This is a genomic window from Bradyrhizobium sp. T-12 (assembly GCF_058314695.1).
Map to the genome: position 1 here is coordinate 1,947,618 of NZ_CM177756.1, position 24,150 is coordinate 1,971,767.

A 24,150-nucleotide genomic window follows, 5' to 3' on the forward strand; every position below is an offset into this window, starting at 1 on the left:
AAAAATAAGCAGTAAAATCAATGATTTAGCATTGAACAATGGCAGCGGTCGCGCATTCTCCTTGAGAGGGAGAAAAGCCATGACGGATGAAGTCAGGTTGCCCCGTAAGCTCTCCGAAGAGCCCGAAGCCGCCAAACCGGTGCGGCCGAGCCACCAGAAGGTCATCGAACAAGTCGAGCGCTGGGCCAACAGCCCTGGGCTGCAACCACCGAGGACGGAAGATGCGAAGACGGTCTGAGCCCCATACATTCGAACAACGTCTCACGGCGCAGAAGCTGCGGCTCGAGCACGAGCTGTCGGGCCTGCCGGACGGACGCCAGCGCGAGATTGTTCTTGCGCGTATCGACCAGCTTCAGACCGCAGCCGAGATGTACGGCTTTCTGATGCTACGGGGAGATGCCGCGGCCGTTCGCTGATGCCCCGATGCGCACGGTGCGAGCGGTGATGCGAAGCTTTCGTCTCAGCCACCACGCCGAGACCGAAACGGTCGCCCATGCCAGAATGGCGGCGACGAACGCGCCAATCGTGGTCGTCGAAACCACGACATAAAAGACGCTCGCGAATGCCGCGAGACCAATGCTTCCCAGGCCGGCACCTGCAGCGTCGAGCGCTGCGGCCTGTTGCCCGCGTCTGTCTCCGCTGAGGCCGGCCTTTTCCTTGGCGCGGCGCTCATGGCTTTCGATCAACGTCGCGCTGGCGCAGAAGATGGCGGGGAGTGCCAGGAAGAGCCCGCCGACGGAGACCCCGAAATAGCTGCCGAGGAGGCCTGCTGCGACCGTTGCAAGGCCGCCAAGCGCGAAACGCACCGCGTATTCGTACCAATGCGTTTGCTTAAGCGAAGATGTCGACAGTTTCACCGGCATCACGCGGCGCCTCCGAAACCGGCAAGCAAACCAAACGCGACGACGATCCAAACCGCAAATGCGAGGATCGTCGCCGGCAGCGCCCCGAGACGAAACCGCATCAGCAGATGGCAGACGGCGAGGCTGTAGCAGCCGAGGGCAACCGCGCCGTAGATCATCGTCCAGCTTTCGGCGGCGACATATTGCGGGCCGTGCTGGACGACGGCGATGCCGAGCGTGGCGAGGGCGACGGATGGTGCGGCACCGAGGAGCCCCGCAAAACTCTTCGGCCGGAGCATGTCGCCTGCGATCGCGAAGGCGGAGACGATCAAGCCGCCGGCAACGAAACGCATGACATATTCCATCATGACAAGCCTCGCGAAGCCGACGCTCGCTGCTGGCTTGACCTTCCCAGCGTGAACGGCCTGAACGATCGCTCGACGATGACGCCAAGGATAAAGCCCGCCACCACGTCGCTCGCCCAATGTGCGAGAAGCACGACGCGCGTCGATGACAAGGTGACGGCGAGCGTGCGTGCCAAGCGGCGCCAGATGGCCGGCAACAGGCCGGCGGCCGAGGCGAGGGCGCCCATATGCACGGCGTGACCGGAAGGAAACGCGTCTCGCGACCGTCCCGAGAAGGGGACGCCATGCCGGTGCCCTGTGACGGTCAATCGGTCAGGCCTGGTCTGATCGAACACGGATTTCAGAACATGCGGCAGTACGGCCGTTGCGAAGGAGACCATCAGGATGTGATTGGCAACGGGGCGATGCTGCGGATGGAGGCGGGTGTAAAGCCATCCGGCCGCCGCGAGCGCGAGCAGCACATGCTCGTCGGCGCCCCAAGTCAGTGCTTGCGCGGCGTGCTCGAGGCTTGAGGTCGTGTTGTCTGCGATCCCGTTCGCGATCGCCGTATCGATCCGGGTGGGTTTGACTGTTACGAGCGCCATCGGTCAGCCGGCGATGTTTCCTCCATGACAGTTTTGTAAAAGCTGGGAGACAAGGATGGTTCCTGAGCTTCGGGAGCTTCCGCCGCGAGGCCTGACTACGGCTGTCCGGATCCGCCGGCGGCGCCATATACCTGGCCAGTCGCATAGCTGGCGTCGGCGGCGGCAAGCTGCACATAGATCGAAGCGAGCTCGACCGGCTGGCCCGGACGGCCGAGCGGTGTCATGCCGCCGAATTTTTCCAGCTTCTCCATCGTGGCTCCGCCGGAGACCTGCAGCGGCGTCCAGATCGGCCCCGGCGCGACGCCGTTGACACGGATGCCCCTGGAAGCGAGCTGCTTGGCCAGCGACTTTACGTAGTTCATCGTCGCCGCCTTGGTCTGCGCATAGTCGTAGAGATCCGGCGAGGGATCATAAGCCTGCTCCGATGTCGTGCCGATGATGCAAGCGCCGGGTTTGAGATGAGGCAAGGCCGCCTTGATGATCCAGAACGGCGCGTAGATGTTGGTCTTCATGGTCGCGTCGAAATCCTCCGACGGGACGTCGAGGATGGAGGCGCGGGTCTGTTGCCGGGCCGCGTTGTTGACGACGATATCGAGGCCGCCGAGGCCTTGCACCGCCTGCTCGACCAGCCTGCCGCAGAAGGCTTCGTCCTTGAGGTCGCCGGGGACCGCAAGTCCGATGCGTCCTTCCTTCTTGATCAACGCGATCACTTCCTGGGCGTCGGGTTCTTCCGCCGGCAAGTAATTGATGGCGACGTCGGCGCCCTCGCGAGCGTAGGCAATCGCGGCGGCGCGGCCCATGCCGGAATCGCCGCCGGTGATCAGGGCCTTGCGGCCGGCTAGCCGGCCGGAGCCCTTGTAGCTGGTCTCGCCATGATCGGGCCGCGGCTCCATCTGGCCGGCGAGGCCTGGCCAAGGCTGCGACTGCTTCTTGAACGGCGGCTTCGGATAGCGGCTGACGGGATCGATCAAGGCGTGCTCGGCCATGGACGTCTCTCCTTTCGCTGCAGACGCCAGCGAAGCCGCCGCGAGCGTTGCGCTCGCGCCGTGCATGACGTGGCGGCGGGATAGTGAGGTTTGCTGGGATTCGACATGATGCTCTCCGCGGTGGCCAGGGCTCAATGCGCGGAGACGGTCGATGTTGCTAAGCGAAGGACGCCGGGCATGCCCGACGTCCTTCAGCAATGTGTTACTTGGTGGATTGGCCGACGCTCGGGGCCTTGCCGAGCTCCTTGGCCATGTCGAGATGGTGCTTGAGCGCCGGCAGCGTCTTGCCGGCCCAGTCCTTCAGCGCGGAATTGTCACCGCCCTTGGCGTAGCGCTCGAACAGCGACACCGCATCCTCATGGGCGCTGACCTGGTAGGAGTTGTAGTCCGAGCTGAAATCCTTGCCCGAGGCATTCTTGAGCTTGTCGAGCTTGCTCTGGTGCGAGCTGTCGAGCGCCGTCGGAAGCGTCGCCTCGACCTTCTTGTCGCCGACCAGGCCCTTGAGCTCGGTGCTGGTCTTGGTGTGATCGGTGATCATCTGCTGCGCGAAGCTCTTCTCCTGGGCGTTGCCCTTCTGCTCGGCGAGCTTGCTCGACTCGATCTCGAACATGTCGCTGATCGCGACCTCCTTGACGAAGTCGGCGGTCGAAGGTGCGACGCCGAGCGCCGAGTTGACGCCGGTCTTCTCGCCCAGCGACTGGGCGAGCGCGGGGCCTGCGAAGAGCACGCAAGCAAGGGCGATGACGGCACGTTTCATGTGTGGTCCCTCCAATTGGACGCGCGGCCGCTAGCCGCGCCATGTTGCGCCGATCAACACGCCTCGGGGGCCGTGGTTCCTAACGATCAATCCGTGGGATTGCGCCCGGTGCGCGGATTGATCGGATCGGTCGGCTTGCGTCGAAGCCGCTCGGGCAGAAACGGCTCGTCGGAGGCGGCCGTGGCGTCGGCCCGCACGTCGGCATGCCGCTGCGCGCGCTCATGCGCCGTCTTATTGTCGTTGATCTGCCGCTTCACATCGAGGCCGTGAACGGGATCGTTGACGCCGTGCTGGATGTCGCGGAAGTCGCTCATGGTTCACCTCATTGCTTTCCGGGCAGGATCGTTTCGAGCACCTGCCGTGCTGCTCCCTTGATCATCCCGCCTTCGTTCGGGTCGCCCTTCATCAGGGCGAGGGAGAAGTTCTTGGCCTGTTGCAGCGTGATATGCGGCGGCAGCGGCGGCACTTCGGGATCGGTCTTCACCTCGAGCACGACGGGCATCTCGCATCCAAGCGCCTGCTCCCAGGCAGAGCCGAGCAGGTCTGGGCTGTCGACGAAGATGCCGCGCAGGCCGATGAGCTCGGCGAAGCGGGAGTAGGAGACGTCGGGAATGCGCTGCGAGGCCCCGAATTTCGGGTCGCCGTTGATGATGCGCTGCTCCCATGTGACCTGGTTGAGGTCCTCGTTGTTGAAGACGCAGACGACGAGGCGCGGATCCTTCCAGCTGCGCCAATATTTCGCGGCGGTGATCAATTCCGCCATGTTGTTCATCTGCATCGCGCCGTCGCCGACGAGGGCAATCACCGGCCGATCCGGATGGGCATACTTTGCGGCGAGCGCATAGGGCACGGCGGCGCCCATCGAGGCGAGGCCGCCGGAGAGCGAGGCCGTCATGCCGCGCCGCATCTTGAGGTCGCGCGCGAACCAGTTGGCGCAAGAGCCGGAATCGCTGGTGACGATCGCACGCTCGGGCAGGCGCGGGGACAGTTCCCAGGCAACGAGCTGCGGATTGACCGGGGCTGCGGGCTGATGTGCCCTTCCGTCCAGCGTCTTCCACCATTTCGCCACGTTATCTTCGATTCCATGGCGCCAGGCGCCGTCGCTCCTGGGTTTCAATCGCGGCAGCAATGCGCGCAGTGTCTCGGCGGCGTCGCCGACGAGGCTGACCTCCATGGGAAAGCGGATCGACAGCATGCTGGCGTCGATGTCGATCTGCACGCCGCGCGCGGCGCCTTCCCTCGGCAGGAATTCGGCGTAAGGGAAGGCGGATCCGACCATCAGCAGCGTGTCGCACTCCATCATCATGTTGTAGCTGGGCTCGGTGCCGAGCAGGCCGATCGAGCCGGTGACCCATGGCAAATCGTCGGACAGCACGGCCTTGCCGAGCAGCGCCTTGGCACAGCCCGCCGACAGCCGGTCGGCGACGGCGATCACCTCGTCGGTGGCACCAAGCGCGCCGGCGCCGACGAGCATCGCAACCTTCTTGCCGGCATTGAGCACCTCCGCGGCGCGATCGAGGTCGGCCTCGCGCGGCGTGATGCTGGGTGCGCTGTAGCCGATGCCGGAATGCAGCGTGCCGTGGGCGTGGGGCGGGCTTTCGTAAGGTTCCTCCTGCAGGTCGTTGGGCAGGATGATCACGGTCGGGGTCCGCCGCGCCAGCGCGATCCGGACCGCGCGGTCGATCAGGTGCCGCACCTGCGCAGGCGAGGATGCCTGCATGACATAGGCGCCCGCGACGTCCTTGAACATCGAGAGAAGGTCGAGCTCCTGCTGGTAGTGCCCGCCCAGGGCATTGCGGGCCTGCTGGCCCACGATCGCCAGCACCGGCTGGTGATCGAGCAGTGCATCGTAGAGCCCGGTGACGAGATGCGAGGCGCCGGGTCCGGAGGTCGCGATGCAGACGCCGAGCTGGCCTGAGAATTTTGCGTAAGCGGTCGCCATGAACGCCGCCATCTCCTCGTGCCGGGCCTGCACGAAGCCGATCTCGCCGTCCTGCCCCTGGGCCCGGTTCATCGCGCCGAACACGCCGTTGATGCCGTCGCCGGGGTAACCGAAGATGTGGCGCACGCCCCATTGATGCAGACGCTGGACGATGAAGTCGGAGACGGTCTGGGACATCGCGCGAACCTTGGCTGAGTGGATGAGCTCAGAACGGCTGCTTCCCTGCGATGTTCCTGTCTCGTGCCTGGGAACACGGACCGGAACGATCGCTGCCCCCTCGCGGTTGATTCAGAAATGGCTGAGTGGAGAATGACGATGCTGAATCAGGGCGAACTGGACCGCGACGAAATGGGTCGGCTGATCGGAAGCGACAAGGTCGAGGGAACATCGGTCTTCGGAGCCGATCGAAACAAGATCGGCTCGATCGAACGGGTGATGATCGACAAGATCAGCGGCAAGGTCTCCTACGCGGTGCTTGGCTTCGGAGGATTCCTCGGCCTCGGCAATGATCATTATCCGCTGCCCTGGCAATCGTTGAAATACGACACCGAACTTGGCGGTTACATTACCGCGATCACCGCCAAGGAACTGGAAGGTGCTCCCAAATATAGCGAGCAGACCGAATGGAACTGGAGCGATGACGCTGCCGTTCGCGGTATCAATTCCTATTATGGCGTCCCGTTCGCGTAGCAGAAGGATCAACCAATGAGCAAGGAACGGCCCACCGACGATCCCCGTAATCAGAATGATTGGGGTTCGCACAGGCAAACGGACAAGCCCTGGAAGGGCAATCCGGAGAAGGAGCAGGGAACGGACGAGGTGAAGCCCGACCTCGAGAAATGGCATCGGACCAAGACGCACTGAACCAAACGATTTCGCGGAATAAATAGGAGCGCAGCAGGCACAATGCTGCGCTCTATTTTTGTTGGCAGCGCGATCACGAATGACGGCGGCGCGCTGGGTGTGCGGAACCATGTTGCGGCGCCGTGGTTAGGCCCGCGGCGCGCACGACCGGTGCAAATCGGCTTGGCGCCAGCTCAATCCCAAGAGAGGTTGTTGGCCGTGGATGCTCAGACACGGGAGCGTGGCCCGTCCGCGGAGCAGCCGCAGAGGGCGAAGGACGCTCCACCACCGAATCCCGATCCGCCGCGCGACGCCAAGGATCAGCCGGAGAAGCCAGCGCCGTCGCTGCGAGACCGGCTTCGCGAGCATTGGCTGCTCGCGACCGCCGGCGCCATCGTGCTGATCGCCGCGATCGTCGGCGGTCTGCTCTACTGGCTCGAGGTGCGCCATTACGAATCCACCGACGATGCGTTCGTCGCGGCGCGCAGCTTTTCGGTGGCATCGAAGGTCGGCGGCTATGTGACCGACATTCCCGTCACTGACAACCAGCATGTCAGTGACGGCGATCTTCTCGCCAAAATCGACGAGCGCGACTATCGCATCGCCATCGAGCAGGCGGGCGCGCAGGTCGCCGTCTCCAAGGCGAACATCGACAATGTCGAGGCGCAGATTGTTTCGCAAGAGGAGCAGATCAAGCAGGCCCAGGCGCAGCTCGAGCAGGCGCAGGCCCAGCTTCAATTCGCGCAGCAGGAGTTCAAGCGCGCGGAAGAGTTGGTCGAGAAGGGCGCCGGCACCGTGCAGCGCCAGCAACAGACCCGCTCTGATCTCCAGGCGCAGCAGGCCAACACCGAGCGCGCCAAGACGGCGGTGACGTCGGCGCAACTCGGCATCAAGACGCTGCAGGCCCAGCTCGAAGGCGCCAAGGCGCAGCTCGCGCAGTCGCAGGCGCAGCTCGACCAGGCGAAATTGAACCTGCAATACACCAGCGTCGTCGCGGCGCAGTCCGGCCGCGTCGTCAAGCTCTCGGGCGCCAAGGGCACGTTCGTCACCGCCGGCCAGAGCCTGATGATGTTCGTCCCCGACGAGGTCTGGATCGTCGCGAACTACAAGGAGACGCAGCTGAACGACATGCGTCCGGGCCAGCCGGTCGAGATTCGCATCGATGCCTATCCCGGTCGCAAGCTCACCGGCCATGTCGATTCCGTGCAGCCGGGCTCCGGCACCGCGTTCAGTCTTCTGCCGGCCGAGAACGCCACCGGCAACTACGTCAAGGTGGTGCAGCGCGTGCCGGTGAAGATCGTGGTCGACAACTGGCCGGCCGATCTGCCTGTCGGTCCCGGCATGTCGGTCGTGCCCTGGACCAGGGTGCGATGACGGACGCTGCGCAAGGCGGCGCGTCTGCGGGCGGCTGGTCGCCGGAACGTTCGGCGGCCGGCGGGCACAATCCCTATCTCATCGCCTTCGTGGTCTCGATCGCGACCTTCATGGAGGTGCTCGACACCACCATCGCCAATGTCGCGCTGCGTCACATCGCGGGCAGCCTCGCGGTCGGCATCGACGAGAGCACCTATGTCATCACCAGCTATCTGGTCGCGAACGCCATCGTGCTGTCGATCTCGGGCTGGCTGTCGACGGTGATCGGCCGCAAGCGCTTCTATATGATCTGCGTGGCGACCTTCACATTGTCCTCGTTGCTGTGCGGCTTCGCCTGGAATCTGCAGTCGCTGGTGCTGTTTCGCATTCTTCAGGGCCTCGGCGGCGGCGGCATGGCCACCAGCGAGCAGGCGATCCTCGCCGACTCCTTCCCGCCGCACAAGCGCGGCCAGGCCTTCGCGATCTACGGCGTCGCCGTCGTGGTCGCACCGGTGATCGGCCCGACACTCGGCGGCTGGATAACCGACACCTACACCTGGCACTGGGTGTTCCTGATCAACGTACCGATGGGTCTGTTGTCGCTGTTCCTGGTCGGGACGCTGGTCCGGGAGCCCTCAGGCGCGGAGGAGGAGAGGGAGAGGCTGCTCAGCAAGGGCCTGCGCGTCGACTATATTGGCTTCCTGCTCGTCGCGATCGGGCTCGGCTCGCTCGAGTTCGTGCTAGATGAAGGCCAGCGCAACGACTGGTTCGGCTCGAACATGATCATCATGTTCGCGCTGCTGGCCGCCGCCTGCCTGCTCGCGCTGATCCCGTGGGAGCTGACGCGCGAAGATCCCATCGTCGATTTGCGCCTGCTCGGCCGCCGCCAGTTCGCCGCTTGCTTCCTGGTGATGCTCGCTACCGGTGCCGTGCTGATCTCGACCACGCAGCTCCTGCCGCAACTGCTTCAGACCGAGCTGAACTACACGGCGATGCTGGCCGGCCTCGCGCTATCGCCGGGCGGCATTGCGACCCTGGTGCTGATGCCCGTGGTCGGCCGCCTCGTCAGCTCGGTGCAACCGAAATACCTCATCATGTTCGGCGCGGCGATCGTCGCGTTCTCAATGTGGCATCTCACGGGACTGACCGGCGACATCACCTACGGTTACGCGGCGCTGTCCCGCATCTTCCTTGCGCTCGGTCTGCCCTTCCTGTTCCTGCCGGTGACGACCGCGTCCTATGACGGCGTGCCACCGGACAAGACCAACCAGGCCTCGGCCCTGATCAACGTCGCCCGCAACATCGGGGGATCCATGGGCGTCGCGCTGGCGCAGACGGTGCTGGCGCAGCGCCAGCAATTCCACCAGAGCCGCCTGATCGAGCACGCCGCACCTTCCGATCTCGGCTATCAGCAGACCATCGATGCGATGACGCGCTACTTCCAGGCGCAGGGCTCCAATGCGAGCGATGCGGCATCGCAGGCGGTCGCCTGGGTCGGTCGCACCTTGCAGCAGCAGGTCGATCTGCTCGCCTATATCGACGTGTTCTGGACGCTTGCGATCGTCGCGGTGCTGATGATCCCGACGGCAGCCGTGCTGCGGCCGATCAAGCTCGGTGGGCCGGCGCGGGGGCATTGAGGAAGCCTTGCCTGCAATCTCAGAGAAAGGGTGACCGCGGCGCGAAAGTCCGGCTAGACTGCACCCAATCCAAGGCAGAATTCCGGGAGGTAGTTACGTGAAGACCGCGATCACCGAGCTGTTCGGCATCGAGCACCCCATCATCCAGGGCGGCATGCATTTCGTCGGCTTCGCCGAGCTGGCAGCAGCCGTTTCCAATGCCGGCGGGCTCGGCATCATCACCGGTCTCACGCAGAAGACGCCGGAGCTGCTCGCCAAGGAGATCGCGCGCTGCCGCGACATGACCGACAAGCCGTTCGGCGTCAACCTCACTTTCCTGCCGACCTTCGCGGCGCCGCCCTATCCGGAGTATATCGCGGCCATCGTCGAAGGCGGCATCAAGGCGGTGGAGACCGCAGGCCGCAGTCCGGAGCAGTACATGCCGGCGCTGAAGGCCGCCGGCATCAAGGTGATCCACAAATGCACCTCGGTCCGCCACGCGCTGAAGGCCGAGCGCATCGGCTGCGACGCCGTCAGCGTCGATGGCTTCGAGTGCGGTGGTCACCCCGGCGAGGACGACATTCCCAACATGATCCTGCTGCCGCGTGCGGCAGAGGAATTGAAGATTCCGTTCGTCGCCTCCGGCGGCATGGCGGACGGGCGCAGCCTGGTTGCGGCCTTGTCGCTGGGCGCGGCCGGCATGAACATGGGCACGCGCTTCATCGCCACCAAGGAGGCGCCGGTGCATCAGAACGTGAAGAACGCGCTGGTCGCGGCCACCGAGCTCGACACCCGCCTGATCATGCGCAGCTTGCGCAACACCGAGCGCGTGTTGAGGAACGCCAATGTCGATCGCCTCATCGAGATCGAGCGCGAGAAGGGCGACAAGCTCAAGATCGACGACATCCACGACCAGGTTGCGGGCGTCTACCCCAGGATCATGCTGGAAGGCCAGATGGACGCCGGCGCCTGGAGCTGCGGCATGGTCGCCGGGCTGATCCACGACATCCCCTCCTGCAAGGAACTCATCGATCGGATCATGGGGGAGGCGGAACAGATCATCCGCAGCCGTCTGATGGGGTTCCTGGATGGGACGGGGGCGACGCGAAAGGTCGCCTGACACCGGCAAACTTCTTAACCACGGCGGCACTTGGCCACTGGAATTCCAGGCGAAGCCTCCCAAATAAGGGTAAATTACCCTTTCAAAATCAATTTCAGGAGGCGTCCGTGGTCCTGAAAAGCGGTTCTTTTGCAATTGCCGTTGCCCTCGTGCTCGCATGGGGCGGCATCGCGCGCGCTGACGACTACAAGCCAAACGAATATCTCGGTCTCGATCTCTCCAGGGCCGTGCTGTCTCCAAAACGTCTCGGGCCTGAGACGCAATTTGCACCGGTCGCCCTCGAAGCGCGCGGCGGCAACGAGGCGCAGGCGCGCGCGGAGCCCGTCGACGTGCCGAAGAAGGTGGCCGCCGAACGCGTCCGTGCGGTCGAGCCGAAGGTCGCGCATGCGAGGCCCGCGCAGCCGCGCGGCGCAGCCCGCACCAAGCTTGCGCATCGTCACGGCAACCCGCTCGACGCGCAGGCGATGGACACCCGCATCCAGACCTGGCCCTGCCGCTCCGGCGGCATCTGCAACTGGAAGCACTGAACGGGGGGCACCCCGTCATCCCCGCGTCGCAAAACCGTAGGCGGGGAGTCAAGAAACCGTAAGCTGGAAGTTAAGGAGCGCAGGCACCTTCCGTCGCGATTCGACGAAGGTTTCCTGAATGGCAACGCTCCGCGCCTCGCGCGCATGGACCCGGCGGCAATTCCTGGTCCGTTCGACTTCAAGCCTGGCGGTTGCCTCGCTCGGCACGCTCGCGACACCCTATCTCAGCCGCGCCGCTGATCGGCCGCAAGTCGCAGGCGGCATCCAGTCGGGCGACGTCTGCGATGGATCCGCCGTCATCTGGGCGCGTGCCGACCGTCCCGCGCGAATGCACGTGGAGTGCTCGACCGTCGAGAGCTTCAAGACCATCATTGCGTCGGCTTCGCGCGACGCGCTGCCGGACGCGGATTGCACCGCGAAGCTGCAGCTCGACGACCTGCCGCCCGAACAGGACATGTTCTATCGCGTCCGCTTCGACGACATCGCAACCGGCCTTTGCGGCGAGAGCCGCATCGGCCATTTCCGCACCGCGCCGGCAGCAGGCCGGTCGATCTCGTTCGTGTGGTCCGGCGATGTCGGAGGGCAGGGCTGGGGCATCGACATCTCGCGCGGCGGCTATCGCAGCTATCGCACCATGCTTGACAACCGACCGGACTTCTTCATCCATTCCGGCGATCACATCTACGCCGACTGCACGATTCCTGCCGAGCAGAAACTGCCGAACGGCGAGACCTGGCGCAACCTCGTGACCGAGGAGAAGTCAGATGTGGCGCACACGCTGGCGCAGTTCCGCGGCAATTACAAATACAACCATCTCGATGAGCACTTCCGCGCCTTCCACGCGGAGGTGCCGATGTTCGCGCAATGGGACGACCACGAAGTCACCAACGACTGGTCACCGACCGGCAGCTACGATGACGCAGGCTTTGAGGATGACGGCACCCCGCGCCTCGTCGCACGCGCTAGCCGTGCCTTCTTCGACTTCATGCCGATCCGCGACATCGGCGTGCGGCAGGGCCGGGTCTATCGGAAGATCGCTTACGGCCCGCTGCTCGACATCTTCATGATCGACATGCGCAGCTATCGCGACGACCGTTGGAATAAGGGCAGCGACCATCGCGGCTGGATCCTTGGTGCCGAACAGCTCGCCTGGCTCAAGCGCGAGCTTGCCGCCTCGCGCGCGACCTGGAAGGTGATCGCGGCCGATTTGCCGCTCGGCCTGATCAGCCTGGACGCCGTCGCGCTCGGCGACGGGCCGCCCGATCGGCGCGAGCACGAGATCGCCGATCTTCTCGGCTCCATCAAGCGCGCCGGTGTGCGCAACATCGTCTGGCTCACCGCCGACATGCACTACACCGCCGGGCACTACTACGATCCGAACAAGGCGCAGTTCAGGGATTTCGAGCCGTTCTGGGAGTTCGTTTCGGGCCCGCTGCATGCCGGCACCTGGGGTCCCGCCGAGCTCGACAACACCTTTGGGCCCGTCGCGATGTACCAGAACGGCTGCAGCGCGGCGCAGGGCGATAATCTGGCACCGTGCTTCGGCCTGCAGTTCTTCGGCCGCGTCGACATCGACGGCCCGACCGGCGTGATGACCGTGACCTTGAAGGACGTCGACAACCGCAGCCTCTGGTCGGTCGACATCGCGCCGCAGCCACAGGCGCGACCTGCGGTGGTTGCGCAGCATTCGTGAGGGGCGGATAACCTCTCCGCGTCGTCATGGCCGGGACAAGCCCGGGCATGACGTCGAGGACGCATCGCGCATCCCCGCTCTAACCCGATCTTGATTGGCCGCAGGGCTGCTCCCGCGCTAGATTGGCTATTCCCGCCACCTCTTTTCCATCACCAAAGAGTCTGCTTCCAACGCCCTCACGGTGTGGTCGGCGGGATGCAATATGTCAGGAGCCTGTTCATGGACAATCTGAAGACACAGGGCATCAGCATGCCCAAGCTCGGCCTCGGCACCTTTCGCATGCAGGGAGATGCCTGCCGCGCCGCGGTCGAGAGCGCGCTGTCGATCGGCTATCGCCATATCGACACCGCCGAGATGTATGCCAATGAGGAGCCGATCGGATCAGCCATCGCCGCGTCCCGCCTGCCGCGCGCCGAGCTTCACGTCACGACGAAGGTCTGGCACGAGAACCTCAGTCCCGACGCGATCCGTCGTGCCTTCGATGCGAGCCTGAACAAGCTCCGGCTCGACCATGTCGATCTCTATCTCGTGCACTGGCCGTCGACGGCCGCGAACTGGGGCGCAGTGTTCGAGACCTTGATGAAGCTGAAGGAGGAGGGACGTACCCGCGCCATCGGCGTCGCTAATTTCACCACGGCGCTGCTCAAGATCGCGGTCGAGGACGTCAGGGCGCCGATCGCCTGCAACCAGGTCGAATATCACGCGATGCTCGATCAATCGAAGGTGCGCGCCTATCTCGCGGCGAAGTCGATCCCGCTCGTCGCTTATTGTCCGCTGGCGCAGGGGCGCATTGCATCGGAGCCGGTGCTGGCCGAGATTGGCGCCAGGCACAACGCGACCGCCGCGCAGGTGGCGCTGAAATGGCTGCTCGACCAGGACGGCGTCGCCGCGATCCCGAAAGCCTCGCGCCGCGAGAGCCAGCAGGCCAACCTCGATGCGCTGAAGATCACGCTCGACGATGCCGATCGCAAGAAGATCGCCGCGCTGCCGAAGGATCGCCGCTGCGTCAATCCGGGCTTCGCACCGGCGTGGGATTAGTTCGATCCTTGATGCGCAAAGAAATGGCCCCGTGAGGGGCCATTTCCATATGCGCTCTCAGTTAGTCCCAGTGGCGATGGCTGCGCTTGATCACCACGACCTTGTCGCGATGATGGCCGCGATGCCAGCCGTAATCGCGATGGCCGCGGAATTCGGCGCGGGCGCCGTAGGGACCGTGATGATGATGGTGATAACCGCCACGCTTGATCACGACCGTTTCCGCGCTTGCCAGCGTCGGCGCCGCGATCACGAGTGCACCCAGGGCCGCAACCACATAACCAAGCTTCTTCATGATGTCCTCCTCGAAATTCGAATGCACATCTAAACCGCGCATTGATGCGAACGTTCCGGGAGAATCGCAGGAGAATTCTGAACAGCTGTTCAGGTAGCTAGTCGCAACGCTGCTGCGTCGGCGTGGGCGCGCCGGTGGCGACGTATTTGCCGTCCTTGATCGTATATTCGCCGCGCTCGCTGCGATTGTAGATCGCGCGCAGGCTGCCGTCCTTGAGGAGTAGCAGCCCGAATTCTCGGGCCTGGTGCAGCGAGGGGAAGTACACCATCACATTGAGCAGGCCCTCGGCGTTGACCGTGGCCGACACCACCTCGTTCTCGTCCCTGGCCTCGCCGAAATTGCGCCGGTACATCACCCGGCCGTCCTTCCGGATCTCGTAGGTCAAGAGCGCGCCCTTGTCGCGGTCGGGCCGGGCCGCGCAGTCGACCGCCCATGAGCCGAGCAGGCCCCATTGCTCGACCGTCGCGGCCAGCGTCTCGGCGCTTGCAGTTGCGGTGACCGCCCCCCACAGCATCGCGGCCGCGATCCAGCGGCCCAAACCACGCGTCATGTCCTGAAAGAACCCCCGCCTCGAAGAATTCCAAAGTGTAGCATCCCGTCGGCTGCCGTCCATGGCGGCCGCCGATCGCTCGCGAATTTGATCCGCGTCAATGAAGCCGGACTTTTCCGGGGTAGGATGACGCTTCCCGAAGGCGAACCTGGATAGACCAATGCTGAATCAAGTCATGGATTTTGCGGGCGAAGTGCTGCCAGGGAGTTGTGCCGTGCCGCCTTATTCCGAGACCGAGTTTCTGACCGAGCTGGGCGATCGCCTGCGGTCCTCGCGCATGCGCTGCGACCTGTCGCGCCGCGAGCTGGCCCGCCGTTCCGGGATTTCCGAGCGCTATATCGCCCAGATCGAGGCCGGCAAGGGCAATGTCTCGATCGTCCTGCTGCTGCGCCTGGCCTCCGCAATCCACGGCAGTCAGCCGCAGGCGGCCTGACGCTTCGAGGGGACCGCCATGGGGCAGCTCGTACTCGCCGCCAAGGTCACCCACGTTCCATCATTGATGCTGTCGGAGCTACCGGGCAGCCCGCTCCGCGCCGCGCGCGAGCCGGCGGTCAGTTCCTTGCGCGAGCTGGGCCGGCGGGCGAAAGAACGCGGCGTCACCTGCTTCGTGGTGTTCGACACCCACTGGCTCTCCAATTTCGGTTACCACATCAATGCCAATGCGCGGCATCGCGGCTCGTTCACGAGCCACGAAGCGCCGCAGATGATCCAGGATCTGCGCTACGATCTGCCGGGCGACACGGGCCTGGCGAAAGCCATCGCTGAGAGGGCCGGGGACGCAGGCCTCAACGTGATCGCCCATGAGGTGGCGAGCCTCGGGCTCGAATACGGCACCGTCGTGCCGATGCACTACCTGAACCCGGACGGCTTTGCGAAGGTCGTCTCGGTGGCCTCGCCGCTCTTCACCTCGTTCGAGGAGAGCCGGATCCTCGGTGAAGCGACCCGCCGCGCGATCGACGAATCCGGTGAGCGGGTCGCGATCCTCGCCAGCGGCTCGCTCTCGCATCGGCTCTGGCCGAACAAGAAGCTGGGCCCCGAGGCGTGGACCTCGGTCGCCAGCGAGTTCAACCGCCAGGTCGATCTGCGCGTGCTCGAGCTGTGGCAGAGCCGTCGCTACCGCGAATTCCTCGACATGCTCCCGGACTACGCCACCAAGTGCAACGGCGAGGGCGGCATGGCCGACACCATCATGCTGTTCGCCGCGCTCGGCTGGTACGACTATCGCGGCGCCGCTGAACAGCTCTGCGACTACTTTCCCTCGTCCGGCTCCGGCCAGGTCAACGTGGAGTTTCACGTCGAGGCGTGAGGCTGCGGCCTCAGGCCCGCTTCTCCACATTGGCGCTGCGGGCGGGCACGCCGAATTCCTTGCGGCAGACCTCGGCCAGCACGGCGACGCCCTCGCGGATTTGCTGATGCGAGGGACTTGCAAAGCACAGCCGCAGCCGCGAGCTGGAATGGCTCTTGTTGGTCGACCATTCCGGGCCCGGATTGATCGAGACGCCGGCGGCGAGCGCGGCCTGATAGAGCTTCAACGTATCGACCTGATCCGGCAGCTTGACCCAGAGGAAGATGCCGCCCTTGGGCTCCTCGAACTCGGCGGCCGTGCCGAACTGCTCGTTCAGCGCTTCCATCAGCGTGTCGAGCTTGGTGCGCAGTGCTTTCGTCAGCGCCGGTACATGGCTTGCGAAATGCGGCTTGCAATAGGTCGCCAGCACCATCTGCTCCAGCGCGCCGGAGCCCGCATCCGTCTTCAGCGCCAGCATCCGCGACATCACCTCCCAGGGCGCCACGATGAAGCCGACGCGCAGCGCCGGCGCGATCGATTTGGAGAACGAGCCGATATGGATGACGCCGCCGCTCTCGCTCATCGCGTAGATCGCCGGCGGACGCTGCCCCGACCAGACGAGGTCGGCATAGCAATCGTCCTCGAAGATTGGCACACCATACTCGGTCGCGAGCCGCACCAGCTCGGCGCGGCGGCTCTCGGGCATGATGCTGCCGGTCGGATTCTGCACCGTCGGGATGGTGTAGATGTATTTGGGCCGGATGCCGCGGCTCTTCAGATCGGCCAGCGTCGCGGCCAGCAGGTCCATGCGCATGCCGTCCTTGTCGAGGGGGACGCCGACGACGTTGACGCCGAGCCGCGCCAGGCGGGTCAGAGAGCCCTGATAGCTGTCCTGCTCGAAGATCACGGTGTCGCCGCGGGTCAGCAGCGTCGCGTTGACGAGGTCGAGCGCCTGCAGTGAGCCGGAGACGATCAGGAGATCGTCGATGGTGCACGTGAGGCCGGCATCGCGCTTGAGCTTGGTCACAAGGAATTCGCGCAGGGGCAGGTAACCCTGCGGGCCATGCGCCAGCCCGTAAGTGGCGAGCGACCGGCCCTCGCGCCGCAGCACCGCGTTGGCCGCTTCGACCAATTCGTCGAGCGGGACCTGTTCGGAATCGTTGTTGCCGCCGACGAAGCTGTATTTGGCAAGGCCCGTCCAGCGACCAGAAGGGGCCGGCAGCCCTGCCGGAAACAGGGGGGCGAAGTCGAAGCTGGACGTCATGGGGGCGTTCCTCGTTTTGTTCTTGTTGAGCAGCCGGCGTTGCACCGGGCGCCTTGTTCTTTCCCGTCCGCCCCCGGGGCGGGCGGGCCTACTTCTTGCCGGCCGTCCGGGTCGGACGGCCCTGGCTGATGAAAGCGTAATGCGCATTGGCGACGCCGCCAACCATCAGCGCCTCGACCACGGGCTCGGCGATCTCGCCTGTCGCGGCCCAGTCGACCAGGAAATTGGCGCCGGTCCCGCCGCGCACGTCGTCGGTCGGAATGAAGATCGAGATCGTCGCCAGAGGCTTCAGGGCGACCTGTCCCTTCAGGTAGGTCTCGACCTGCTTGCCTGCGGTGTCGAAATAGGCGATGCGTTTGACTACCAGTGCTTGCGTCTCGGAGGCGTTGTGAACACTCAAGGTCACCGAGAAGTCGACGCGCAGCTTGCCCTGGCTCATCGCCACGCTGGAATAGGCGGGCACGTAGAACCCGCCGGAGACGGCGAGTTCCTGGTTCGGCATTGCGGTGAGGGAATCGGCAAAGTTCTGTTCAATATTGACCTTGGATTGTGCGGCGGCGGGCACGGCAAAGGCGAGAGAGCATAGCAGCATTGCTGCGAACGACGCTTCTCGCATGTGACGAATTGCTCGCTTGCCGCGCCGCAACCCGCCTCTAGGGTGCGGCAAAACGGACCAATTTGGTATGCACGAGCTCATTCGCGACATCACTCTCTGTATTCTGTTTGCCTGGATGCTGGGCCTGCTCGCCCATTTCTCACGGCAGCCGCTGATCCTGGCCTATCTTATCGCCGGCTTCTGCATAGGTCCATTCGGCACCGGCTGGGTCCACTCGCAGGAATCGATCGGCGTCATCTCCGAGCTCGGCCTGATCTTCATGCTGTTCATGATCGGGCTCGAGATCGACCTGAAGAAGATCGTGCGGGCGGGAAAGGTGATCCTGTTCGCGGCGGGCGGCCAGCTGCTCGGCGGCTGCCTGCTCGGGGTGCTGTTCTTCGTCGGCATCGGCCTGTCGCTCGGCGGCGGGCACTTCGATGCGGTCTATCTCTGCGTCGCCTGTGCGCTGTCGAGCACCGTGATCATCGTCAAGGTGCTCTACGAGAAGCGCGAGCTCGACACGCTGCCGGGGCGCATCACGCTCGGCGTGCTGGTGCTTCAGGACATCTTCGCCATCCTGTTCCTGGCGGTGCAGCCGAGTCTTGCCAATCTGCAGGCCAGCGTCATCCTGCTCTCGATCGGCCGCGTCGCGGTGCTGGTCACTGCTGCGCTCCTGGTCAGCCGCTACGTGCTGCCGCGACTGTTCCACCAGATCGCCCGGCGCCCCGAGCTGATCCTGCTCGGCGCGCTGGCCTGGTGCTTTCTCGTCGCCGAGACCGCTGAACGGCTGTCGCTGTCGCGCGAGATGGGCGCCCTGATCGCCGGCGTCTCGCTCTCGACCTTTCCCTACGCGCTCGACGTCACCGCCAAGGTCACCACGCTCCGCGACTTCTTCATCACCCTGTTTTTCGTCGCGCTCGGCATGACCATTCCCATCCCCGGCCTCTCCGTGATCGGACTGGCGCTGATGATCGCGGCTTTCACGGTGGTGAGCCGCATCGTCACCACCTTCACGCCGCTCTATCTGATGAAGCAGGGCCTGCGCGCCAGCCTGTTGCCGGCGCTGAATCTCGCGCAGATCTCCGAGTTCTCGCTGGTGGTTATCCAGACCGGCGTCAACGATCACCATATCGCAGCGCAGACAGCCAACGCCGCCTCCTTCGCCTTCGTGGTGCTGGCGGTGCTCTCGACCTTCGCGATGAGCCGGAGCGACGAGATCACCCGCTGGGCGATCGGCCCCCTGAAGCGGATCGGCCTTAGGGATCTCGACCATGGCAGCGGCCATGGCGAGGAGGGGCACGAGGGCGGGCACGGCGAGGCCCGCCGTATCGTCATCCTCGGGTTTTTCCGTGCGGCGAGCGCGCTGCTGGCCGAGATTGAACGGCAGGCGCCGGTGCTGCTCGAGCAGATCACGGTGGTCGACTTCAACCCCAATGTGTACCAGACCCTGCTTTCGCGCGGCCTGCACGTGATCTACGGCGATATCAGCAATGTCGATACGCTGCTCCATGCCGGCATCGGCAAGTCCGAGATGATCATCCTCAGCGTGCCGGATTCGCTGCTGAAGGGCGCCACCAACGAGAAGCTGGTCCGCCACGTCCGCGCGCTCAATCCGACCGCCCTGATCGTCGCCACCGCCGACTTGCTGGCCGATGTCGGCGCGCTCTACGAGGCCGGCGCCAGCTACGTCACCGTGACCCGGCTCAGCGATGCGCACGAGCTGTTCACGGTCATCGAGGCGGCCCAGGCTGGCCTTCTCGCCGACAAGCGCGCCGAGCTCGATCAGCGTCTCGGCGAGCGCCGCGAAGTGTTGCCCTGAGGGCGGCCGGCCGCCTTCCGCTCCGGCTGTCTGCGCCCATATCCCTGGTATCTTCGGTGCAAGCCGGGCCCCGGATGGTCCGCGACCCGGAATAAGCGGTTGCGTCCAGGACACTAGCGCCCCGCCCCAAGTCCGGCTAAGCCTCCCGCTCATAACCGATAGAGATTGGGACATGCCCGATAGCGTCCAGGAAGTTTTGCAGGCCTTTGCCCGGGGTGAGCTCGTGGTCGTCACCGACGACGAGGACCGCGAGGGCGAGGGCGATCTGATCGTCGCCGCCTCGCTCTGCACCGCCGAGAAGATGGCGTTCATCATCCGTCACACCTCCGGCATCGTCTGCGCGCCCGTGACCACCGAGGACGCTCGCCGCCTGCGGCTCGACCCGATGGTGGCCCATAACGATTCCGCGCACACCACCGCGTTCACGGTCTCGATCGACTACAAGCCCGATGGCGGCACCGGCATCTCCGCCGAGGAGCGCGCCTCCTGCTGCCGCGCGCTGGCCAATCCCAACGTCGGCGCCAACGATTTCGCCCGGCCCGGTCACATCTTCCCGCTGATCGCCAAGGACGGCGGCGTGCTCTTGCGCTCCGGCCATACGGAAGCCGCCGTCGATCTCTGCAAGCTTTCAGGGCTGCCGCCGGTCGGCGTCATCAGCGAGTTGATGAACGACGACGGCAGCGTGATGAAGGGCGAGCAGGTCGCCCGCTTCGCCGCCCAGCACAAGCTGAAGCACGTCACCATCGCGGACATGATCGCCTACCGCCAGGCGCGCGAGAAGCTGATCGAACGGGTCTCGACCTTCGTCACCGAAAGCCCGATCGGACCGTTGCAGGGCTATGCCTACCGCTCGCCGTTCGATTCCATCGCCCACGTCGCGTTCGTCTACAACGGCGTCGGTGACGGCAAGAACGTGCTGACGCGCTTCCACAAGCCGAACATCGTCAAGGACATCTTCACGGGCCACAAGCGCATGGCGGCGGTGCTCGAGCATTTCAAGAAATCGGGCCGTGGCGTGCTGGTCTATTTGCGCGATGGCGCGGCCGGCGTGCCGGTGTCGGCATTGCCGGACGAGACCGCAACGGAGGCCGACCGCAACCGGCAGTGGCGCGAGGTCGGCGTCGGCGCGCAGATCCTGCGCGATCTTGGCGTTACCTCGATCCGGCATCTCACCTCCTCGGTGCACGACTACAAGGGCCTGTCGGGCTTCGGCATCGAGATCGTCGCCAACGAGCAGCTCGAGAGCTGACACGTCGTGTCGTTCCGGGATGGCGCTGAAAGCGCCCCGGAATGACGAAACCAGGATGCAATTGCACTTGTTGCCGCGGCGCTTTACTTTGTCGGGCAAATTTTGACGGAACCAGACGAAAGGACGTTTCATGAGCGTGCGCCCTCAGGCCAAGGACAAGCCGGCTGCGGCTTCATTCCAGTGGGACGATCCGTTCCTGCTCGACGAGCAGCTCACCGAAGACGAGCGCATGGTGCGCGACACCGCCCGCGCCTACGCCCAAGACAAGCTGCTGCCGCGCGTCTCCAAGGCCTATCTCGAAGAGAAGACCGACCGCGAGATCTTCAACGAGATGGGCGAGCTTGGCCTGATCGGCATCACGCTGCCTGAGGAATATGGCTGCGCCAATGCGAGCTACGTGGCTTACGGCCTGGTCGCGCGCGAGATCGAGCGGGTCGATTCCGGCTACCGCTCGATGAATTCGGTGCAGTCCTCGCTGGTGATGTATCCGATCTACGCCTATGGCGACGAGAACCAGCGCAAGAAGTACCTGCCGAAGCTCGCCAGCGGCGAGTGGGTCGGCTGCTTCGGCCTGACCGAGCCTGACGCGGGCTCCGATCCGGCCGGCATGAAGACGCGTGCCGAGAAGGTCGCGGACGGCTATCGCCTCACCGGCAGCAAGATGTGGATCTCGAACGCGCCGATCGCCGACGTGTTCGTGGTCTGGGCCAAGTCGGCCGCGCACGACAACCAGATCCGCGGCTTCGTGCTGGAGAAGGGCATGAAGGGCCTCTCCGCCCCGAAGATCGGCGGCAAGCTGTCGCTTCGCGCCTCCATCACCGGCGAGGTCGTGATGGACGGCGTCGTGGTCCCCGAGGACGCGCTGCTGCCCAACGTCTCCGGCCTGAAGGGTCCCTTCGGCTGCCTCAACCGCGCCCGCTACGGCATCTCCTGGGGCGTGCTCGGCGCCGCCGAGGACTGCATGCATCGCGCCCGCCAGTACACCCTGGACCGCAAGCAATTCGGCAAGCCGCTCGCCGCGACCCAGCTGGTGCAGAAGAAGCTCGCCGACATGCAGACCGAGATCGCGCTGGGCCTCCAGGGCTCGCTTCGCGTCGGCCGCCTGATGGACGAGGGCAAGTTCGCCCCCGAGATGATCTCGATCATGAAGCGCAACAATTGCGGCAAGGCTCTCGACATCGCCCGCGTCGCACGCGACATGCATGGCGGCAACGGCATCTCGATCGAGTACCACGTGATGCGCCACGTCCATAACCTCGAGACGGTCAACACCTACGAGGGCACCCACGACGTCCACGCCCTGATCCTCGGACGTGCGATCACGGGCATTCAGGCGTTTTTCTGAGCTCGAGAGTCGAGGTAGGAAACTCTGACGTCATGGCCGGGCAAAGCGCGAAGCACGTCTTCGCGCTAGATGTCCCGGCCATCCACGTCTCAGGGCCACGCGAAGAACGCGGATGCCCGGCACAAGGCCGGGCATGACGAAGTCAGCAAGGTATGAGCAAGCCATGTCCGACAATGACGACGTCCCGTTCAACCGCAATTTTCCGCTGAAGCCCGGCATCGTCGAGGAAGTCCGGCCCGGCGTGCGCCGCGTGCTCTGCAACAATCCGAGCCCGTTCACCTTCACCGGCACGGTCAGCTACATCGTCGGCCGGGGCAATGTCGCGATCATCGATCCCGGCCCGGACGACGCGGCACATGCGGCTGCGCTGCTCGATGCCATCAGCGGCGAGACGGTGAGCCATATCTTCGTCACGCATACCCATCGCGACCATTCGCCGAACACCGCGCGGATCAAGCAGGTGACGGGCGCGCCGGTCTATGCCGAAGGCCCGCACCGCGCCTCGCGCCCGCGTTTCGAGAGCGAGAAGCACAATCCGGAATCCGGCTCCGATCGGGATTTCGTGCCCGACATCAAGATCGCAGATGGCGATGTCGTCGAAGGCGACGGCTGGCGGCTCGAGGCGGTGGCGACGCCGGGGCACACCGCCAATCATCTGGCCTTCGCCTGGCCGGAGCGAAAGTTCACTTTCGTCGGCGATCACGTGATGGGCTGGTCCACCTCGATCGTGGCGCCGCCCGACGGCTCCATGATCGACTACATGGACTCGCTCGACCGGCTCGCCGCGCGCGAGGAGGACCTCTATTTCTCCGGCCACGGCCCGGAGATTCCCGACGGCCGGCGCTTCGTGCGCTTCCTGATCCGCCACCGCAAGGCGCGCGAGGCCTCGATCCTGCACCGCCTCGCCAAGGGCGAGACCGACATCCCGACCATGGTCCGCGCAATCTATATCGGCATCGATCCCCGGCTGACAACGGCCGCCGGCTATTCGGTGCTGGCGCATCTGGAAGATTTGGTCGCCCGCGGCGTGGTGGCGACGGATGGCGATCCCGTGATCGGCGGGACGTATCGGATGGCTTGAGGGCGAATGGCGAATAGGGAGTAGCGAATAGGGTGGCGTCCACTCGCTATTCGCCACTTCCCATTCGCTACTTCTTCACCGTCTTTGCCGGTGCCTTCGGCGGCGTCACCGGCGTCTTCTTCACCGGCTTGAGCGCGTCGGCATCGGCGGCGGTGTTGAGATCGTCGATGAATTTCTTGACGCGCGCGGCGTTGCTGCCGAGATCGCTGTCGAAATTGCGCGAGGCCGAGCGGATATCGACGCGGGAATCATCGCCGTCCGCCACGAACCTGATCGAAACGTCCTCGCGGAAACCCATGATCGGCGTCCGCGCCACCGCCTCGATGCGGCCGATGCGGCGCGGCGGCTGCGGTGCACGCTCATCGATGACGATCCATTTGCGCTTGTTGACGAGTTGGAGCGCGATCGCATAGGCGCGGTCGACGGAAATCTCGAGCTCGACGGGCTCGATGTCCGGATAGAAGTGGCGCTGCTGCTCCGCCGAATAGAGGCCGGCATAGACCGCGGTGTTGGTGCCCTCGCCGGTGCGCAGGCGCGCTAAGGCCTCGAAACGCGGCGGGTCGATCGGGTCGGTGGTGATGTCGTAGATCGCCGGCAGCTTGCGATATTGCAAGGCCAGATAGGCGGGATAGGCGAGGATCGCTCCGTCGATCAGGAACGCGAGCAGGATGCGCGCCATGCCGCGCGAGCCGTTCTGCCAGATCGCGGCAAAGCCTAGGAGACCGAACAGGATCGAGAGGCCCGCGATCGCGAGCCCACCGAAGAAGGTCGCCAGCGCCGGCTTCGGCTCCAGGAAGTCGAAGCGGACGATGATGACCGACACCACCACCGCCACCACCGCGAACACGGCCAGATTGCGCGCCCAGCTCGCGAGGCTGGACACGGGCTCCGACTGATAGGGAGCGGAAAACCTGCGGGCCATCGAGTGAGCTCTGCCGGGGTTGGCGATGCCGGCCAGTGCGGCGCGACGATGCGCCGTTGAGACCACGGCGCGGGGGCAAATT

General features: G+C 64.9%; 28 protein-coding genes. 16 read left to right on the top strand and 12 right to left on the bottom strand.

The window, feature by feature from the left end:
- Nucleotides 1–79: 79 nt before the first annotated feature.
- Together AC0WRY_RS09295 and AC0WRY_RS09300 are read left to right on the top strand one after the other, a co-directional pair.
- Complete coding sequence (locus AC0WRY_RS09295) at nt 80–238, top strand: hypothetical protein (protein ID WP_194406715.1); 159 nt, start codon at nt 80–82, stop codon at nt 236–238.
- A complete protein-coding gene (locus AC0WRY_RS09300; protein WP_194406716.1) occupies nt 222–416 on the top strand; it encodes a hypothetical protein in 195 nt (64 codons plus the stop codon). The genes AC0WRY_RS09295 and AC0WRY_RS09300 overlap by 17 nt, the downstream gene beginning before the upstream one ends.
- Here AC0WRY_RS09300 and AC0WRY_RS09305 read toward each other — a convergent pair.
- The 7 genes from AC0WRY_RS09305 to AC0WRY_RS09335 form a co-directional block, all read right to left on the bottom strand.
- The gene (locus AC0WRY_RS09305) at nt 387–863 is read right to left on the bottom strand and encodes a hypothetical protein (protein WP_194406717.1); all 477 of its coding nucleotides are present in this window, start codon (nt 861–863) and stop codon (nt 387–389) included. The genes AC0WRY_RS09300 and AC0WRY_RS09305 overlap by 30 nt on opposite strands.
- Nucleotides 863–1,210 carry a DUF3147 family protein gene (locus AC0WRY_RS09310; RefSeq protein ID WP_194406718.1) on the bottom strand — a complete coding sequence of 116 codons (348 nt, stop codon included), beginning with the start codon at nt 1,208–1,210 and terminating at the stop codon, nt 863–865. The genes AC0WRY_RS09305 and AC0WRY_RS09310 overlap by 1 nt, the downstream gene beginning before the upstream one ends.
- Nucleotides 1,207–1,791, bottom strand: coding sequence for a phosphatase PAP2 family protein (locus AC0WRY_RS09315; RefSeq protein WP_194406719.1), 585 nt, complete (start codon nt 1,789–1,791; stop codon nt 1,207–1,209). Before AC0WRY_RS09315 ends, AC0WRY_RS09310 begins: the two co-directional genes overlap by 4 nt.
- A gap of 95 nt (nt 1,792–1,886) precedes the next feature.
- Complete coding sequence (locus tag AC0WRY_RS09320; RefSeq protein WP_194406720.1) at nt 1,887–2,777, bottom strand: SDR family oxidoreductase; 891 nt, start codon at nt 2,775–2,777, stop codon at nt 1,887–1,889.
- A 202-nt stretch (nt 2,778–2,979) separates the two neighbouring features.
- Entirely contained in the window at nt 2,980–3,534 is a 555-nt protein-coding gene (locus AC0WRY_RS09325; RefSeq protein ID WP_194406721.1) for a DUF4142 domain-containing protein, read from the bottom strand.
- Nucleotides 3,535–3,620: 86 nt separating this feature from the next.
- Nucleotides 3,621–3,848 (bottom strand): hypothetical protein, encoded by a 228-nt coding sequence (locus AC0WRY_RS09330; RefSeq protein WP_194406722.1) that lies wholly within the window; start codon nt 3,846–3,848, stop codon nt 3,621–3,623.
- A gap of 8 nt (nt 3,849–3,856) precedes the next feature.
- Entirely contained in the window at nt 3,857–5,653 is a 1,797-nt protein-coding gene (locus tag AC0WRY_RS09335) for a thiamine pyrophosphate-requiring protein (protein WP_194406723.1), read from the bottom strand.
- A gap of 138 nt (nt 5,654–5,791) precedes the next feature.
- Here AC0WRY_RS09335 and AC0WRY_RS09340 point away from each other — a divergent pair, with 138 nt between their 5' ends.
- The 8 genes from AC0WRY_RS09340 to AC0WRY_RS09375 all read left to right on the top strand — a co-directional run bounded on the left by AC0WRY_RS09340 (nt 5,792) and on the right by AC0WRY_RS09375 (nt 13,666).
- Nucleotides 5,792–6,166, top strand: a complete 375-nt coding sequence (locus AC0WRY_RS09340) for a PRC-barrel domain-containing protein (RefSeq protein WP_194408208.1) — start codon at nt 5,792–5,794, stop codon at nt 6,164–6,166.
- A 15-nt stretch (nt 6,167–6,181) separates the two neighbouring features.
- Nucleotides 6,182–6,340 (top strand): hypothetical protein, encoded by a 159-nt coding sequence (locus tag AC0WRY_RS09345; RefSeq protein WP_194406724.1) that lies wholly within the window; start codon nt 6,182–6,184, stop codon nt 6,338–6,340.
- Between the two features lie 198 nt (nt 6,341–6,538).
- Nucleotides 6,539–7,693: an HlyD family secretion protein gene (locus AC0WRY_RS09350; RefSeq protein ID WP_194408209.1), complete on the top strand. Its 1,155-nt coding sequence runs from the start codon at nt 6,539–6,541 to the stop codon at nt 7,691–7,693.
- Nucleotides 7,690–9,309: a DHA2 family efflux MFS transporter permease subunit gene (locus tag AC0WRY_RS09355; protein WP_194406725.1), complete on the top strand. Its 1,620-nt coding sequence runs from the start codon at nt 7,690–7,692 to the stop codon at nt 9,307–9,309. The genes AC0WRY_RS09350 and AC0WRY_RS09355 overlap by 4 nt, the downstream gene beginning before the upstream one ends.
- A 97-nt stretch (nt 9,310–9,406) precedes the next feature.
- Complete coding sequence (locus tag AC0WRY_RS09360) at nt 9,407–10,408, top strand: NAD(P)H-dependent flavin oxidoreductase (protein WP_194406726.1); 1,002 nt, start codon at nt 9,407–9,409, stop codon at nt 10,406–10,408.
- A gap of 107 nt (nt 10,409–10,515) precedes the next feature.
- On the top strand, nt 10,516–10,935 hold the full coding sequence (locus AC0WRY_RS09365) for a hypothetical protein (RefSeq protein ID WP_194406727.1): 420 nt from the start codon (nt 10,516–10,518) through the stop codon (nt 10,933–10,935).
- 118 nt (nt 10,936–11,053) lie between these two features.
- Nucleotides 11,054–12,628: an alkaline phosphatase D family protein gene (locus AC0WRY_RS09370; RefSeq protein WP_194406728.1), complete on the top strand. Its 1,575-nt coding sequence runs from the start codon at nt 11,054–11,056 to the stop codon at nt 12,626–12,628.
- 219 nt (nt 12,629–12,847) lie between these two features.
- The gene (locus AC0WRY_RS09375; RefSeq protein ID WP_194406729.1) at nt 12,848–13,666 is read left to right on the top strand and encodes an aldo/keto reductase; all 819 of its coding nucleotides are present in this window, start codon (nt 12,848–12,850) and stop codon (nt 13,664–13,666) included.
- Nucleotides 13,667–13,727: 61 nt separating this feature from the next.
- Here AC0WRY_RS09375 and AC0WRY_RS09380 read toward each other — a convergent pair whose 3' ends face one another.
- Nucleotides 13,728–13,958: a hypothetical protein gene (locus tag AC0WRY_RS09380; RefSeq protein WP_194406730.1), complete on the bottom strand. Its 231-nt coding sequence runs from the start codon at nt 13,956–13,958 to the stop codon at nt 13,728–13,730.
- Nucleotides 13,959–14,055: 97 nt separating this feature from the next.
- Nucleotides 14,056–14,508, bottom strand: a complete 453-nt coding sequence (locus tag AC0WRY_RS09385) for a hypothetical protein (RefSeq protein WP_194406731.1) — start codon at nt 14,506–14,508, stop codon at nt 14,056–14,058.
- 160 nt (nt 14,509–14,668) lie between these two features.
- On the opposite strand from AC0WRY_RS09385, the gene AC0WRY_RS09390 reads away from it, so the two are divergent.
- The gene (locus AC0WRY_RS09390; RefSeq protein WP_128916759.1) at nt 14,669–14,941 is read left to right on the top strand and encodes a helix-turn-helix domain-containing protein; all 273 of its coding nucleotides are present in this window, start codon (nt 14,669–14,671) and stop codon (nt 14,939–14,941) included.
- 18 nt (nt 14,942–14,959) lie between these two features.
- On the top strand, nt 14,960–15,814 hold the full coding sequence (hpaD, locus tag AC0WRY_RS09395; RefSeq protein WP_194406732.1) for a 3,4-dihydroxyphenylacetate 2,3-dioxygenase: 855 nt from the start codon (nt 14,960–14,962) through the stop codon (nt 15,812–15,814).
- A gap of 10 nt (nt 15,815–15,824) precedes the next feature.
- On the opposite strand, the gene AC0WRY_RS09400 is transcribed toward hpaD, so the two are convergent.
- Together AC0WRY_RS09400 and AC0WRY_RS09405 are read right to left on the bottom strand one after the other, a co-directional pair.
- On the bottom strand, nt 15,825–17,057 hold the full coding sequence (locus tag AC0WRY_RS09400; RefSeq protein WP_491122973.1) for an aminotransferase-like domain-containing protein: 1,233 nt from the start codon (nt 17,055–17,057) through the stop codon (nt 15,825–15,827).
- An 88-nt stretch (nt 17,058–17,145) separates the two neighbouring features.
- Nucleotides 17,146–17,649, bottom strand: coding sequence for a DUF3124 domain-containing protein (locus tag AC0WRY_RS09405; protein ID WP_194406734.1), 504 nt, complete (start codon nt 17,647–17,649; stop codon nt 17,146–17,148).
- Between the two features lie 91 nt (nt 17,650–17,740).
- Here AC0WRY_RS09405 and AC0WRY_RS09410 point away from each other — a divergent pair, with 91 nt between their 5' ends.
- The 4 genes from AC0WRY_RS09410 to AC0WRY_RS09425 all read left to right on the top strand — a co-directional run bounded on the left by AC0WRY_RS09410 (nt 17,741) and on the right by AC0WRY_RS09425 (nt 23,146).
- Nucleotides 17,741–19,471, top strand: coding sequence for a cation:proton antiporter (locus tag AC0WRY_RS09410; RefSeq protein WP_212065469.1), 1,731 nt, complete (start codon nt 17,741–17,743; stop codon nt 19,469–19,471).
- A gap of 172 nt (nt 19,472–19,643) precedes the next feature.
- The gene (gene ribB / locus AC0WRY_RS09415) at nt 19,644–20,720 is read left to right on the top strand and encodes a 3,4-dihydroxy-2-butanone-4-phosphate synthase (protein WP_194406736.1); all 1,077 of its coding nucleotides are present in this window, start codon (nt 19,644–19,646) and stop codon (nt 20,718–20,720) included.
- Between the two features lie 130 nt (nt 20,721–20,850).
- On the top strand, nt 20,851–22,065 hold the full coding sequence (locus AC0WRY_RS09420) for an acyl-CoA dehydrogenase (RefSeq protein ID WP_194406737.1): 1,215 nt from the start codon (nt 20,851–20,853) through the stop codon (nt 22,063–22,065).
- A 163-nt stretch (nt 22,066–22,228) separates the two neighbouring features.
- Nucleotides 22,229–23,146: an MBL fold metallo-hydrolase gene (locus AC0WRY_RS09425; RefSeq protein ID WP_194406738.1), complete on the top strand. Its 918-nt coding sequence runs from the start codon at nt 22,229–22,231 to the stop codon at nt 23,144–23,146.
- Nucleotides 23,147–23,213: 67 nt separating this feature from the next.
- Here the strand turns inward: AC0WRY_RS09425 and AC0WRY_RS09430 are convergent, their stop codons facing one another.
- A complete protein-coding gene (locus AC0WRY_RS09430; RefSeq protein ID WP_194406739.1) occupies nt 23,214–24,068 on the bottom strand; it encodes a DUF1499 domain-containing protein in 855 nt (284 codons plus the stop codon).
- Nucleotides 24,069–24,150: the final 82 nt, after the last annotated feature.